This window comes from Paeniroseomonas aquatica (assembly GCF_030409335.1).
Classification (GTDB): Bacteria; Pseudomonadota; Alphaproteobacteria; order Acetobacterales; family Acetobacteraceae; genus Belnapia; species Belnapia aquatica.
Genome location: NZ_JAUFPN010000200.1, coordinates 1 through 13201, shown reverse-complemented (window position 1 = coordinate 13201; position 13201 = coordinate 1). Strand labels below are relative to the sequence as shown.

Genomic DNA, 13201 nt, shown 5'->3' with positions numbered 1-13201 from the left:
CGGGTATCAGGCAGGAGAGCACCGGGATGCTGACACGTCGGGGATTGATCGCCACCACCGCGGCCCTGCCTTTCGCGGGTGCCGCCTACGCGCAAGGCAGCGGCCCCATCCGCCTCGCCTGCGCCGGGCCGATGACCGGCTCGAACGCCGCCGCCGGCGACCAGATGAAGATCGGCGCGACCCAGGCGGTCGCCGACTTCAACGCCCGCGGCGGCGTGCTCGGCCGCCAGCTCGCGCTCGAGATCGCCGACGACGCCTGCGACCCGCGCCAGGCGGTCTCGGTCGCCAACCAGCTCGCCGGGCGCAAGGTGGCGATGGTCGCCGGGCATTACTGCTCGGGCAGCTCGATCCCGGCCAGCAAGGTCTACGCCGAGGAGGGCGTGCTGCAGATCAGCCCGGCCAGCACCAACCCGCGCTACACCGACGACGGTGCCTGGAACACCTTCCGGGTCTGCGGCCGGGACGACCAGCAGGGGCTGATCGCCGGCACCTACATCGCCAAAAATTTCCGCGGCAAGAAGGTGGCGATCCTCCACGACAACCAGGCCTACGGGAAGGGCCTGGCCGACGAGACCAAGAAGGCGCTGAACGCCAACGGCGTGACCGAGACGCTCTACGCCGCCTATACGCCCGGCGAGCGCGACTACAACGCGCTGGTCTCCCGCCTGAAGGGGGCCGGGATCGAGGTCATGTACATCGGCGGCTACTACACCGAAGCCGGGCTGATCCTGCGCCAGGCCAAGGAGCAGGGCATGGCGGTGACCATGATCGGCGGCGATGCGCTGGTGACCAAGGACTTCTGGCAGATCACCGGCGCCGCCGGCGAGGGCTCGCTGATGACCTTCAGCGCCGACCCGCGCAAGCGCCCCTCCGCCGCCGCCGTGGTCGCCAGCTTCAAGGCCAAGAACATCGATCCCGAGGGCTACGTCCTCTACACCTATGCGGCGATCGAGATCTGGGCGGCCGCGGCGGCCAAGATCAACAGCGTCGACCCGAAGAAGGTGGCGGAGGCGATGAAGGCGCAGGGTCCCTGGACCACCGTGCTCGGCCCGGTCAGCTTCGACCGCAAGGGCGACGTGACGGTGCCGGATTACGTCTTCTACGTCTGGAAGAACGGCGAATATCTCGAGGTGTAACAACCGCAGGGAATGCTTGCCTTCGGGGCGGCGGCGGGTGCAGAATTGGCTCCATCGTCAACAACCGAAAGGAGGTGATCCAGTGTCTCATTGCCATACGCCGTGTGCCCTGCCCGCGGCCTGGATCATCGTCACCGCCACTGCGGAGATGGCGTCCTGAGCCCTGCATAGGCCGGCAACGGCTGCCGCAATGGGAAGGCCCGGATGGGAAACCATCCGGGCCTTCCGCATGTCTGGGCCCGGAACTCAATTCGGCTCAATTCGGCTCAATTCCGCTCAAATCCCCTAAAGTCCCCTGGTCCAACCCATTGATCGGGTTGGCATCGAGGCCCGGAATTTTAGAATTGAGGGTTTTGGCGCCCCGGTGCCGCGCCACCGGACGGCCGCGCTGATTTTATTCCTATAGCCTGTCCCGCCGCCGGAATCAACTCATCCCCGCCGCGCCAGCACCGCGACCACCTGCGCCCGCAGCCAGCTCTCGGCCGGGTCGTCGTCCAGCGCCGTGCGCCAGGCCATGCGCATGACCGAATCCTGGGTCGGCAGCGGCAGCGGGTCGGCGGCCAGGCCGCCGCCGGCCTCGGGCGCCAGCAGCGCCTCGACCAGCGCGTCCGAGATGGTGCAGAGCAGGTCGGTGCCGAGCAGGAGCTGCCGCAGCAGGCCGAATTCCGGCACCCCCAGCACCACCCGGCGGCTGCGGCCCAGCCGGTCCAGCGCGGCATCGGCGAAGCCGGTCAGGTCGCCGCGCGGCGTCACCAGCACATGCGGCCGGGCGCAATAGGCGTCGAGGTCCACGGGCGGGGTATCGGCCGCGCGCAGCACCTGGAACTGCCCCCGGCGCAGCACCCGCTGCTTGGCGACCGCCGGCAGGTCGTCGCCCATGAAGCCGAGCGCCAGGCCGATCTCGCCGCTCTCCAGCATGGCCGGGATGGTGCGGTAGTTGGCGGCGCGGATCACCAGCCGGCAATGCGGCGCCTGCTGCCAGATGCGCGTCAGCAGCGGCTTGGCGGCCATGCCGACATCGTCGGTCCAGCCGATGCGGAAGACCCGCTCGTCGGTCGCGGGGTCGAAGGGGGTGGCGCCGGCCAGCGTCGCGCTGATCGCCTGCAGCGAGGGCACCAGCGCCGCCATCAGCGCCTCGGCCCGGGGCGTCGCCTCCAGCAGCTTGCCGTTGCGGATCAGCAGCTCGTCGCGGAAGGCGGCGCGCAGCCGGGCCAGGGCGGCCGAGGTGGCGGGCTGCGACAGGAACAGCGCCTGGCCGGCCCGGGTCACGCTGCGCTCGCGCATCAGGGCGACGAAGACCGGCAGCAGGTTCAGGTCGAGCCGGCGGAGCTCCGATTCATCCGGGCGAAGCGCCATGGGCGATCGGCGTCAGGCGGCCGGCTTGCCGACCGGATGGTAATCCCGGCCGAAGTAGATCAGCCCGTGGTCATGCGCGCTGCCGCGGCCGATGCCGGCGACCTCGGCGAAGATCACGCTGTGGGTGCCCTTGTCGACGATGTCGACGACCTTGCAGTCGAAGGAGACCACGGCGCCCTGCAGCACCGGCGCGCCGGTGGCGAGCGTCGCCCAGGTGCCGGCGTCGAAGCGCTCCTCCATCGTGCATTTGGTCACGCCGGCGAAGACCATGGCGACCTCCCGCTGCCCGGCGGTGACGACGTTGACGCAGACATTGGCATTCTCCCGCAGGGCGGGGGCGGCGGTCGCGTTGCGGTTCATGCAGACGAGGAGCATCGGCGGGTCGTCGGTCACGCTGCAGACGGCGCTGGCGGTGAAGCCGCCGCGGCCGGCCGGGCCGCCGGTGGTGATGACATTCACCGCGGCGCCGAGCCGGGCCATGGCATCACGGAAATCCTGCTTGGTCACGGACATGGGGAGGCGCGCCTTGGGTTGTTGGCGCGATTAAAGCATGCGGCGTGCCGGGGCGAATACCGGGCGGCGGCTCAGCGCCCGGCGCAGGGCCCCTCCGGCGGGCGGTCGGCGGCGGGGCCCTGGTGCTGCGGCGCCAGCCGCATCACCCAGCAGGCGGCGGCCGCGGACTCGACCGCGAGGCGGGAGACGGCGGTGGCCAGCGGCGGCAGCTCCGCCTCCTCCGGCGCCAGGGACAGCAGGCTGGCGAAGGCCTCGGCGGCGCTGGGGTGGCCGGTCGCCTCGTGCATGTTGGTGCGCGAGGCGAGCATCAGGCAGCAGGTCACGACCAGGAGCGCGCCCTGCCGGCTGCCCCGGCGGGAGGCAGGCGCCGCCGCGGCCTCCGCCGGCACCGCCAGGGCGGGGACAAGCACGGGGGCGGGGGCAGGGCGACGGGTGCGCCGGTCGTAGTCCTGCCAGACATGATCCCACTCATCCCGGACGAAGCTCGCAGGTCCACCGGAGGCCATATCAACATCCCAACAACACAATCTTCGGTTGCGTAACGCCACCTTAACCAAGAGGTTGGGTTGCGCCTAGCGGGATGACGCAATGTTGACGGTTGCTCAGGGACGCGGCTGGGCCGCGGCCCCGGCCAGGGGGGTGGAGACATCCTCCAGCGAGCGCCCCTCCGCCGCGAAGCCCAGGCGCCATTCGGTGCCGGCGGCGACCAGCATCAGCGCCGCGGCGATGAGGTAGCCCCAGAGGATGTCGAAGCGGTCGCCGCTCGAGATCAGCCAGCCGAACAGGGTCGGGCCGATGACGCCGCCGACCGCCGTGCCGATGGCGTAGAACAGCGCGATGGCCATGGCCCGCATCTCCAGCGGGAAGCTCTCGCCCACCGTGAGGTAGGCGGCCGAGGCGGCGGCGGAGGCGAAGAAGAAGATCACCGTCCAGGCCGCGGTCTGCTCCCAGGCGCTCAGCCAGCCCTGCGCGAAGGCGAGGCCGGTCGCGGCCATCAGCAGCCCGGCCAGGCCATAGGTCGCGGTGATCATCTGGCGGCGGCCGATGGTGTCGAAGAAGCGGCCGAGCACCAGCGGCCCGGCCAGGTTGCCGAGGGCGAAGGGCAGCATGAACCAGCCGATGTGATGCGCCGGGATCGCGTAGAATTTGGTCAGCACCAGGGCATAGGTGAAGAACACCGCATTGTAGCAGAAGGCCTGGCAGGACATCAGCGTCAGGCCGAGGATGGCGCGGTCGCGGTGGGTCCGGAACATGGTGTGCCAGATCTCGGCCAGGCTGGCGGCGCCGCGGCGGTGCAGCACCGTCGGGCCGTAGGTGGTGGGCGGCAGCGGACCCTTCTCGGCGGCGACGTCGCGCTCGATGGCCGAGACGATCTGCTCCCCCTCCTCCGGCTTGCCGTGCAGCATCAGCCAGCGCGGGCTCTCGGGCAGGTGGCGGCGCAGCAGCAGCACCACCAGCGAGAGCGCCCCGCCGACCACGAAGGCGGCGCGCCAGCCGATCTCGGGGTCGATGATGGCGGGGTCGAGCACCACCAGGGAGGTGATGGCGCCGATCGCGGCGCCGCCCCAGAAGGTGCCGTTGACGAAAAGGTCGACCCGGCCGCGCAGCCGGGCGGGGATGAGCTCCTGGATGGCGGAATTCACCGCCGCGTATTCGCCGCCGATGCCGGCGCCGGTCAGCATCCGGCAGAGCGCGAAGGTCCAGAAGTCCCAGGCGAAGCCGGTGGCGATGCTGGCCACCATGTAGACGATGAGGGTGATGAAGAAGAGCCGGCGGCGGCCGATCCGGTCGGCCAGCCAGCCGAAGCCGAGCGCGCCCACCACCGCGCCGATCAGGTAGGCCGAGGCGGTGAGGCCTATCTGGGTCTCGGTCAGGGCCAGGCTCGGGCTCTGGTGGATGGCGGCGGCGAGGCTGCCGACCAGCGTCACCTCGAGCCCGTCGAGGATCCAGGTGATGCCGAGGGCGATGACGACGCGCCAGTGGAAGCCGCTCCAGGGGAGGCGGTCGAGCCGGGCGGGGACGTCGGTCTCGAAGCGGTCGCCGGCGGCGGCCCCGGGTGTGTCGCGCATGTAACCGTATCTCCCTCTGCGGGGCCAACGCGGCGGGGCGGCAATGGTGGCGCCGCGGATTGTCGGGCCGCCGCCGTCGCAAGGGGCATGGCAAAGCCGGGCCGGGGTGGCTAGATGCGCCGGGAACCCACCCAAGGAGGATACGCATGCCCGACATCCAGATCGCCGCGACCGACGGCAGCGGCAGCTTCGGCGCCTACCTCGCCCTGCCCAAGGGCAAGCCCGCCGGTGCGGTGGTGATGATCCAGGAGATCTTCGGGGTGAATGCGGCGATGCGCGCGCTCAGCGACTGGGTCGCCGAGATGGGCTTCATCGCCATCAGCCCCGACCTGTTCTGGCGCCAGGAGCCGGGCGTGCAGCTCGACCCCGACCAGGGCCAGGCGCAGTGGGACAAGGCCTTCGCCTGCATGAAGGCGATGGACCAGGACAAGGCGGTCGAGGATCTGAAGGCGACCCTCGCCCATGCCCGCACCATGGAGGGCGCCAACGGGCGCGCGGCGACCATGGGCTTCTGCCTCGGCGGCCGGCTGGCCTACATGATGGCGGCGCGCTCCGATGCCGATGCCAACGTCAGCTACTACGGCGTCGGGCTGGAGGGCCTGCTGGGCGAGGCCGATGCCATCAAGGCGCCGCTGATCCTGCACATCGCGGAGAAGGACGGCTTCGTGCCGCCGGAGGCGCGGGAGAAGATCGTGGCCGGGCTCAAGGGCAAGCCGGGGGTCGCGGTGCATGTCTATCCCGGCGTCGACCATGCCTTCGCCCGGATGGGCGGGCATAGCTGGGACGCCCGGGCGGCGACCATCGCCAATGGCCGGACCGCCGAGCTGCTGGCCGAGGTGCTGGGCTGAGCCCAGGGCCGATACCGGGGAGGCGCTGCCTCCCCGGTATCGGCTTCAGTTGCGCCCGTAGGTATCCTCGATGCGGACGATGTCGTCCTCGCCGAGGTAGGCGCCGACCTGCACCTCGATGAGGTTCAGCGGGATCATCCCCGGATTCTCCAGCCGGTGGACGCAGCCCAGCGGCAGGTAGATGCTCTCGTTCTCGCGCAGCATGATGTCCTCGCCGTCGCGGTGGACGATGGCGGTGCCGTTCACCACCACCCAGTGCTCGGCGCGGTGGAAGTGCTTCTGCAACGACAGCTTCTGGCCGGGGCGGACCTGGATCTTCTTCACCTGGAAGCGGTCGCCCTGGATGAGCCCCTCGTAGTTGCCCCAGGGGCGGTAGACCCGGCGGTGCTCGGTCGCCTCGCGCCGGCCGGCGCGGCGGAGCTGGTCCACCAGCTGCTTCACGTCCTGGGCGCGGTCGCGCGGCATGACCAGCACCGCATCCTCGGCGGTGACCACCACGATGTCCTTGAGGCCGATGACGCCGGTGAGCATGCCCTCGGAGCGGATGAAGCAGCCGGCGGAATCGACGATCTCGACCGGGCCGGTGGCGACGTTCCCGCTGGCGTCCTTGGCGCCGGCCTCCCAGAGCGCGGCCCAGGAGCCGAGGTCCGACCAGCCGATGCTGGCGGGCACCACGGCGGCGAGCCGGGTCTTCTCCATGACCGCGTAGTCGATCGAGATGGCCGGGGCGGCGCCGAAGGCCTCGGCGCCCAGGCGGACGAAGTCGAGGTCGCGGGTCGCCGCGGCGATGGCGGCCGAGACGGTGCGGAGGACCTCGGGCGCATGCGCCTCGAGCTCGGCCAGCAGGGTGGCGGCGGTCGCCACGAACATGCCGCTGTTCCAGAGGTGCCGGCCGCCGGCGAGGAAATCGGCGGCCTTGGCGGCATCCGGCTTCTCGACGAAGCGGGTGACGGCCTGCACGCCGGGGGCGCCGGGCAGCTCGGCCCCGGCCTCGATGTAGCCGTAGCCGGTCTCGGGCGCCGTCGGCTGCATGCCGAAGGTGACGATCTGGCCGGCCCGGGCGGCGACCACGGCCCGGCCTAGGGCCGCGTGCAGCGCGGCGGGGTCGGTGATGGCGGCATCGGCGGCCATCAGCCAGAGCACCGCCTCCGGCGATTGCTCGGCGACCAGCAGGGCGGCGGCGGCGACGGCCGGGGCGCTGTTGCGGCCGGCCGGCTCCAGCAGGATGCGGGCGCCCGCGATGCCGGCGGCGCGGAGCTGCTCGGCCACCAGGAAGCGGTGCGCCTCGTTGCAGACCACCACGGGCGGCGCGAAATCCGGGCCCAAGGCGCGGCCGGCGGTTTCCTGGAGCATGGTCTCGGCACCGACCAGGGGCCAGAATTGCTTCGGATAGGCTTCCCGGGAAAGCGGCCAGAGCCGCGTCCCGGTGCCACCCGAGAGAATGACCGGCACGATCGTCACGAGAACCCTCCGCCACGTTGTGGGCGCGCTATAGCAGATCGCGGGTGGCGGAAAGCCGGCCGTGGTGGGGCGGAATGTGTCGCAGGAGGCTCAATCCCCGGTGAGGCGGGGCGGGTCAGGCGACGCGCAGCCCGCTGTCGGCGAAGCCGGCGAACATGTAGCCGGCCCCGCGCACGGTCTTGATGCAGTCCTGCTGCGCCGGGCCGAGCTTGCGGCGGAGGCGGAGGACGAGGTTGTCGACGGTGCGGTCCTCGGCCCGGAAGGGCCGGCGGAACACCGTCTCGGCGATGGCGTCGCGGCTGATGGCGCGGCCGCGGCCCTCGACCATCATGGTCATCAGGTCGAATTCGGCGGTGGTCAGGGCGCATTCCGAGCCGTCCGGGCGGAGCAGCTGCCGCCGGCTCGGGATCAGCCGCCAGCCGCCGACCGAGACGGTGGGCTCGGCCTCGACCGTGCCCCATTCCGCCCGACGCAGCACGGCCCGGATGCGGGCGAGCACCGCCCGCAGCGGCAGGTCGCGGTCCACCAAGTCGTCCGCCCCGGCCTCGAGCAGCATGATCTCGCTCATGTCGTCGGAGCGGTCGGCCAGCATGATGCAGGGCACCAGGGAGATGTCGCGGATCCGCCGCAGGGTCTGCAGGGCGGCCGCCGGCTCCCGGCCCTCTCCCAGCACCACCATGCGGGGCGGGCGGCTGGGCAGCCGGGCCAGCAGGGAATGGGCGTCGTCGTGCAATTCGGCGGAGAAGCCATGTTCGCTGAAGAAATTGGCCATCTTGCGGCCGAAGGTCGCGTCCGTCTCGATGATGCCGAGCCCGAGCTGTGCCATGGACTGATCCTTACCGCCCGTTGCAGCCGCCTTGCCAAGGCGCAATCCCATCAACCATGGATTGCTCAGAGGCCATTGTGTGCGGTGCAGCATGCCCCTGTCACCAGCGAAATCATGCCACGGGTATGGTCAACGGCTTGTTACCGGGATTTATTTTATCATGGATGGATGCACGGCAGGTCCGGCCGCCGCCGGCAGGTCCGGCCGCTGCCCGGCGGCCACCGCGTCGATCAGCGCCAGGTGCTGCGGCAGGCAAACGGCGTTGAGGTCGTAGCGCTCGACCGCGGTGCGGCGGGCCGCGGCCCGCAGCGGCGCATGCGCGGCCGGGTCCGCCAGCGCCCGCACCACCGTCTCGGCCAGCGCCTCGGGCGAGAAGAAATCGACCAGCAGCCCGTTCCGGCCGTGCTCGATCACCTCCTGCACCGGGGCGGTGGCGGAGCCGATGACCAGGCAGCCCATCGCCATGCTCTCGAGCATCGACCAGGAGAGCACGAAGGGGAAGGTCAGGTAGACATGCGCCTGGGACAGCGACAGCAGCCCGAGCAGCGTCGGGTGCGGCACCTTGCCGGTGAAATGCACCCGGCCGAGGTCGAGCCGCCCGCCCAGCTCGGCCAGCAGCACCTCCTTCCAATTCGCCCCCTCCGGCGGCTTGGCGCCGTAGTGCGGGTCCTCGCCGCCGACCACCACGACCTGCGCCGCGGGGCGGCGGGCCAGGATCTCCGGCAGGCTGCGCATGAAGATGTGGAAGCCGCGATAGGGCTCGAGGCCGCGGGCGACGAAGGTCACCACCTCGTCGCCGTCCCGCAGCCGGCAGCCGTCCGGCAGGGTGATCTCGGCCCCGGCCCGCCGCTGGATCTTGGCCGTGTCCACCCCCTCGTGCACCACCGAGATCTTCTCCCGCGCCCAGGCGGGGAAGCGGCTGGCCTGCCACTGCGTCGGCGTCTGGCCCCAGTCGGCGGTCTGCATGGTGACCAGGTGGTTGGCGTTGAGGATGCGGACCCGGCAGGCGTCGTCCATCGAGACCTCGCCCGGCGGGTCGAAGCCGACGTCGGCGCCGGTCGAGTGGTAATAGAACTCCCAGTAGAACAGCAGCTTGGTGTCGGGCCAGATGTCCCGCAGGAAGAGCCCCTCGCCCCAGCCGGGATGGCAGCAGACGATGTCCGGGGTGAAGCCGCGTTCCTTCAGCTGCAGCGCCGCCCGGGCCGCCTGCTGGCCGCGGAAGACCGCGTTCTCGAAGCGGCGCATGTAGCGGTGGGTGGTGGCGGCGCCGGTCGGCGGCGCCTTGTAGCGCAGGTGCCGGACGCCGGGCAGCGCCTCCCCCGGATTCTCCCCGAGGCCGATGACCTGATGGCCCGGCCGCTGCGCCAGGGCCCGGGCGACGTGGCGGTACTGCGCCGGGAAATTCTGGTGGACGAACAGCGTGCGCATGGCTCGTCGGATCCTGTCCTGGGCCGATTCCGGTGGCGAGGGCCGCGTTCGCTCATGCCCGAATGGTCCGATGCTGTCCAACATTCGCGCGGCGGGCGAAAGGCGGGGCGCGCCCGCTGCCGTTCTCGCGCCTGTGCTGCACGAATGCGCGGGTTGCGCAACAGTCCGGCCCCCGGCGGATTATGCTGCGCCCATGCAAGCCGCCTTCGACAGGACCGACTGGTCCGTGCTCTCGACCCTGCTCCGCCTGGCCCAGCGCGACGGCTGGCGGGTGGAGTTCAGCAGCGACCAGGTCATGGTCTCCAGCCGCCGCGCCGCGGCGGGGGTGGTGGTGCTGCCCTCCCGCCTCATGCGCCATGCGCGGGCCAGCGGCTGGAGCGCGGCGATCGCCCCGGGCCGGATCGGCCTCCGGCACCCGTCGGTGCGCCAGTCGGTGCTGCTGCGGCTGGGGGCCTGACCCCGCGCCCGGGCGGCGCCGGCGCTACCAGCCGTGCAGCGCCCGTGAATCCGCCGGCGCCTGCTCCCGCCGCTCCGCCATGCCGTAGTCGCGCATCACCCCGACCACCCGCAGCCGGTAGCCGGCGAAGATCCCCGCCCGGCCGGCCGCCTGGCTGCCGCGGTGGGCATCGTGGTTGCGCCAGCAGGCGACCGCCGCGTCATCCTCCCAGAAGGACAGGCTGAGCAGCTTCCCCGGGTTGCTGAGGCTGCGGAAGCGCTCGACCGAGACGAAGCCGGGCACCTTCTCCAGCTCGGGCTTCAGCCGGGCGGCGTGGTCCAGGTAGTCGTCGAAGCGGCCCTCGGCGGGCTCGACCTCGAAGATGACGGCAATCATGGGCGTTCTCCTCTCGCCGCCAGGGTGCCACGCCGGGGCGGCGCTGTCCTTCGCCCGGCCCCGAAGCGGCGCGCGGCATTCCCGGCTAGGCTGCGCCGAGACCCGGGAGCCGCCGATGACCACCCCCGCCGCCTTCGCCAGCCTCGCCGCCCTGATGGCCGACCCGGCCCGCGCCGCCATGCTGACGGCGCTGCTCTCGGGGGAGGCGCTGACCGCCGGGGAGCTGGCCCGGGTCGCCGGCATCGGCGCCCCCGCCGCCAGCGCCCATCTCGCCCGGCTGGTCGAGGGCGGGCTGGTCGCGGTGCACCCGCAGGGCCGCCACCGCTACCACCGGCTGGCCTCGGCGGCGGTGGCGGCGACCCTGGAGGCGCTGGGCGGCCTGGCCGGGGCGGTGGCGCCGGCCCGGCGCTGGCCGCATGGCGAGGCCTTCCGCAGCGCCCGGCTCTGCTACGACCACCTGGCCGGGCGGCTCGGCGTCGCGGTCCATGCCGGGCTGGTCGGGCGCGGCTGGCTGAGCCCGGCGGCCGGCGGCTGGTCGGCGACGCCGCGCGGCGAGGCGGGGCTGGCCGCGCTCGGCATCGACCTGGCGGCGGCCCGGCAGGCGCGGCGCTTCGCCTGCGACTGCATGGACTGGTCGGAGCGGCGGGCGCACCTGGCCGGCGGGCTGGGGCGGGAGATCGCCGCCTGCTGCCTGGCGCGGCACTGGCTGCTGCGGCTGCCCGGGGAGCGCGAGGGCGACCCGATGGCCCGCCGCCGGCTGCGGCTGACGCCGGAGGGCGCCCGCTGCCTGGGCGAGGCGCTCGGGGTCGGCGGGCTGGACCTGGCGGCGTGACGGCGGCGACCCGGTTGCTGCTGGCACTCACCCTGATGACCAGCGCCAGCCAGTTCCACCGGGCGGCGCTCGGGGTGATCGGGCCGGAGCTGGCGGCCGACCTCGGCGCCGGCACCGCCCTGCTCGGCGCCGCCAACGGGGTCTTCTTCCTGGCGCTGCTGCTGCTGCAGATCCCGGTCGGGCTGGCGCTGGACCGGGCCGGGCCGCGGCTGACGGTCGCGGCGCTGAGCCTGCCCTGCGTGCTGGGCGCGCTCGGCCAGGGGCTGGCGCCGGATGCCGGCTGGTTCCTCGCCGCCCGCTTCCTGCTGGGGATCGGCTGCGCGGCCTCCTTCATGGCCAGCGTGGTGCTCTGCGCCCGCTGGCATGCCGGGGAGGGGCTGACCACGGCGCTCGGGCGGGTCTTCGCCTGCAGCCAGCTCGGCATCCTGCTGGCGGGGGCGCCCTTCGCCTGGGCGGCCGGGCTGCTGGGCTGGCGCGGCGCCTATGCGCTCTCGGCCGCGCTGACGCTGGGCCTGGCGGCGCTGTGGTGGGCCTGGGTGCGGGACGACCCGCCGGACCGGCCCCGCCCGGCGCGGCCGGCCGAGAGCATCGGCGGCGCCCTGCGCGGGCAGCTCACGGTCTGGCGGACGCCGGGGCTGCTGCCGGTGCTGGCGATGCACCTGGTCGGCTATGCCGCGATGGCGACGGTGCTGGCGGTCTGGGCCGGGCCATACCTCGCGCAGGTGCACGGGCTGGGGCCGGGGCCGCGCGGGGCGGTGCTGCTCGGCATGGGGTTGGCGCTGGTCGCCGGGCTGCTCGTGGTCGGGCCGCTGGAGCGGCGGCTGAACACGCGGAAATGGCTGGTCGCCGGCATGGCGGGCGGGGCGGTGCTGGTGCTGCTGGCGCTGGCCGCCTGGCCGCGGGCGCCGCTGCCGGTGGCGGCCGGGCTGCTGGTGCTGCTCTGCGCCCTCAGCTGCTACCCGGTGGTGGTGGTGGCGCAGGGCCGGTCGCTCTTTCCGGACCATCTGGTCGGGCGCGGGGCGACGACGGTGAACCTGGCGCAGACCCTGGGCAGCGCCGCCCTGCCGGCGCTGACCGGCTGGGCGGTGGCGGCGGCGCCGCCGGCGGCGGCCTGGCCGATCGCCTTCGCCACCCTGGCGGCGGCGCTGGCGCTGGGCATCGCCGGCTACCTGGCCGGGCGGGACGCCCCGCCGCGACCGGCGGGGCAGCGGCCGGCCGGGGATCCTGCCCCGGCCGGCCTGGTCGTCAGCGCTTCCACCAGCCGCGGCGGCGGGGGGCGGCCTCGTCCAGCGCATCGACGCTGACCGGAAGCACGGCCGGGCCCTGCACCACCTCGGGGGCGGCCGGGGCCACGGGCTCCGGCACGGCGGCCTCGGCCGGGGCTTCGGGCGCGGCCTCGGCAGCGGGCACCGCGGCGGCTTCGACCGCAGGAGCCTCGACCGCCGGCGCCTCGACCGCGACGGCTTCGACCACCGGAGCCTCGGCCACCGGAGCCTCGGCCACCGGCGCTTCGACCGCGGCGGCCGCAGCCACCGGGGTTTCGGCAACCGGGGTTTCGGCAACCGGGGCTTCCGCGACCGGCGTCTCCGGCACCGGGGCCGCAACCGGCGCGGCAGGAGCGTCGGCCTCCGGAGCCACCGGCTCGGCGGCCGCCGGGGCAGCCTCGGCCGGTGCCGCCGGCGGCACCGGGCGGGACCGGCGCTCGGCGGCGGCTTCGGCGGCGGCCTCGGCGGCTTCCATCGCCGCCATGATGTCGTCGACATGGCCGGCGAAGGGATCGGCCGGCGTCGGACCCATGTAGCGCGGCGCCTCGGCATGGCGCGGCGGCTGCGGCTCGGACGGGCGCGCGGCCGGCTCGGGGCCGGACTCGGCACCCTCGCGCGGGGTCACGCCGGGGCGG

13 protein-coding genes and 1 pseudogene are annotated in these 13201 nt (G+C 73.2%); 5 read left to right on the top strand and 9 right to left on the bottom strand.

Annotated features, from left to right (window positions below; translation table 11 throughout):
* Positions 1-26: 26 nt before the first annotated feature.
* Complete coding sequence (locus tag QWZ14_RS26640) at positions 27-1136, top strand: branched-chain amino acid ABC transporter substrate-binding protein (protein ID WP_290320064.1); 1110 nt, start codon at positions 27-29, stop codon at positions 1134-1136.
* Between the two features lie 429 nt (positions 1137-1565).
* Here QWZ14_RS26640 and QWZ14_RS26635 read toward each other — a convergent pair whose 3' ends face one another.
* From QWZ14_RS26635 to QWZ14_RS26620, 4 genes are all read right to left on the bottom strand, one after another.
* Positions 1566-2492 (bottom strand): LysR family transcriptional regulator, encoded by a 927-nt coding sequence (locus QWZ14_RS26635; RefSeq protein WP_290320063.1) that lies wholly within the window; start codon positions 2490-2492, stop codon positions 1566-1568.
* 12 nt (positions 2493-2504) lie between these two features.
* Positions 2505-3005, bottom strand: a complete 501-nt coding sequence (locus QWZ14_RS26630; protein WP_290320062.1) for a flavin reductase — start codon at positions 3003-3005, stop codon at positions 2505-2507.
* A gap of 71 nt (positions 3006-3076) precedes the next feature.
* On the bottom strand, positions 3077-3511 hold the full coding sequence (locus QWZ14_RS26625) for a hypothetical protein (protein ID WP_290320061.1): 435 nt from the start codon (positions 3509-3511) through the stop codon (positions 3077-3079).
* Between the two features lie 96 nt (positions 3512-3607).
* Entirely contained in the window at positions 3608-5074 is a 1467-nt protein-coding gene (locus tag QWZ14_RS26620) for an MFS transporter (protein ID WP_290320060.1), read from the bottom strand.
* A gap of 146 nt (positions 5075-5220) precedes the next feature.
* Here QWZ14_RS26620 and QWZ14_RS26615 point away from each other — a divergent pair, with 146 nt between their 5' ends.
* A complete protein-coding gene (locus tag QWZ14_RS26615) occupies positions 5221-5922 on the top strand; it encodes a dienelactone hydrolase family protein (RefSeq protein ID WP_290320059.1) in 702 nt (233 codons plus the stop codon).
* A gap of 45 nt (positions 5923-5967) precedes the next feature.
* Here QWZ14_RS26615 and QWZ14_RS26610 read toward each other — a convergent pair whose 3' ends face one another.
* The 3 genes from QWZ14_RS26610 to QWZ14_RS26600 form a co-directional block, all read right to left on the bottom strand.
* Positions 5968-7383, bottom strand: a complete 1416-nt coding sequence (locus QWZ14_RS26610; protein WP_290320058.1) for a mannose-1-phosphate guanylyltransferase/mannose-6-phosphate isomerase — start codon at positions 7381-7383, stop codon at positions 5968-5970.
* Between the two features lie 115 nt (positions 7384-7498).
* Positions 7499-8209, bottom strand: a complete 711-nt coding sequence (locus tag QWZ14_RS26605) for a response regulator transcription factor (RefSeq protein ID WP_290320057.1) — start codon at positions 8207-8209, stop codon at positions 7499-7501.
* Between the two features lie 150 nt (positions 8210-8359).
* The gene (locus QWZ14_RS26600) at positions 8360-9637 is read right to left on the bottom strand and encodes a glycosyltransferase family 4 protein (protein WP_290320056.1); all 1278 of its coding nucleotides are present in this window, start codon (positions 9635-9637) and stop codon (positions 8360-8362) included.
* A gap of 193 nt (positions 9638-9830) precedes the next feature.
* Here QWZ14_RS26600 and QWZ14_RS26595 point away from each other — a divergent pair, with 193 nt between their 5' ends.
* The gene (locus tag QWZ14_RS26595) at positions 9831-10094 is read left to right on the top strand and encodes a hypothetical protein (protein WP_290320055.1); all 264 of its coding nucleotides are present in this window, start codon (positions 9831-9833) and stop codon (positions 10092-10094) included.
* Between the two features lie 24 nt (positions 10095-10118).
* Here the strand turns inward: QWZ14_RS26595 and QWZ14_RS26590 are convergent, their stop codons facing one another.
* Positions 10119-10469, bottom strand: coding sequence for an antibiotic biosynthesis monooxygenase family protein (locus tag QWZ14_RS26590; RefSeq protein WP_290320054.1), 351 nt, complete (start codon positions 10467-10469; stop codon positions 10119-10121).
* On the opposite strand from QWZ14_RS26590, the gene QWZ14_RS26585 reads away from it, so the two are divergent.
* Complete coding sequence (locus QWZ14_RS26585) at positions 10468-11301, top strand: ArsR/SmtB family transcription factor (RefSeq protein ID WP_290320053.1); 834 nt, start codon at positions 10468-10470, stop codon at positions 11299-11301. The two genes, QWZ14_RS26590 and QWZ14_RS26585, sit on opposite strands and share 2 nt — an antisense overlap.
* On the top strand, positions 11298-12605 hold the full coding sequence (locus QWZ14_RS26580) for an MFS transporter (protein ID WP_290320051.1): 1308 nt from the start codon (positions 11298-11300) through the stop codon (positions 12603-12605). The genes QWZ14_RS26585 and QWZ14_RS26580 overlap by 4 nt, the downstream gene beginning before the upstream one ends.
* Here the strand turns inward: QWZ14_RS26580 and QWZ14_RS26575 are convergent.
* A pseudogene (locus QWZ14_RS26575) lies at positions 12547-13201 on the bottom strand (hypothetical protein); the annotation flags it as partial. The gene QWZ14_RS26580 and the pseudogene QWZ14_RS26575 sit on opposite strands and share 59 nt — an antisense overlap.

Bases quoted from the DNA above. Each gene is read 5' to 3' on its own strand.
- QWZ14_RS26630 (WP_290320062.1), bottom strand. From the start codon at position 3,005: ATGTCCGTGACCAAGCAGGATTTCCGTGATGCCATGGCCCGGCTCGGC.
- QWZ14_RS26625 (WP_290320061.1), bottom strand. From the start codon at position 3,511: ATGGCCTCCGGTGGACCTGCGAGCTTCGTCCGGGATGAGTGGGATCAT.
- QWZ14_RS26615 (WP_290320059.1), top strand. From the start codon at position 5,221: ATGCCCGACATCCAGATCGCCGCGACCGACGGCAGCGGCAGCTTCGGC.
- QWZ14_RS26585 (WP_290320053.1), top strand. From the start codon at position 10,468: ATGGGCGTTCTCCTCTCGCCGCCAGGGTGCCACGCCGGGGCGGCGCTG.
- QWZ14_RS26635 (WP_290320063.1), bottom strand. From the start codon at position 2,492: ATGGCGCTTCGCCCGGATGAATCGGAGCTCCGCCGGCTCGACCTGAAC.
- QWZ14_RS26590 (WP_290320054.1), bottom strand. From the start codon at position 10,469: ATGATTGCCGTCATCTTCGAGGTCGAGCCCGCCGAGGGCCGCTTCGAC.
- QWZ14_RS26640 (WP_290320064.1), top strand. From the start codon at position 27: ATGCTGACACGTCGGGGATTGATCGCCACCACCGCGGCCCTGCCTTTC.
- QWZ14_RS26595 (WP_290320055.1), top strand. From the start codon at position 9,831: ATGCAAGCCGCCTTCGACAGGACCGACTGGTCCGTGCTCTCGACCCTG.
- QWZ14_RS26605 (WP_290320057.1), bottom strand. From the start codon at position 8,209: ATGGCACAGCTCGGGCTCGGCATCATCGAGACGGACGCGACCTTCGGC.
- QWZ14_RS26600 (WP_290320056.1), bottom strand. From the start codon at position 9,637: ATGCGCACGCTGTTCGTCCACCAGAATTTCCCGGCGCAGTACCGCCAC.
- QWZ14_RS26620 (WP_290320060.1), bottom strand. From the start codon at position 5,074: ATGCGCGACACACCCGGGGCCGCCGCCGGCGACCGCTTCGAGACCGAC.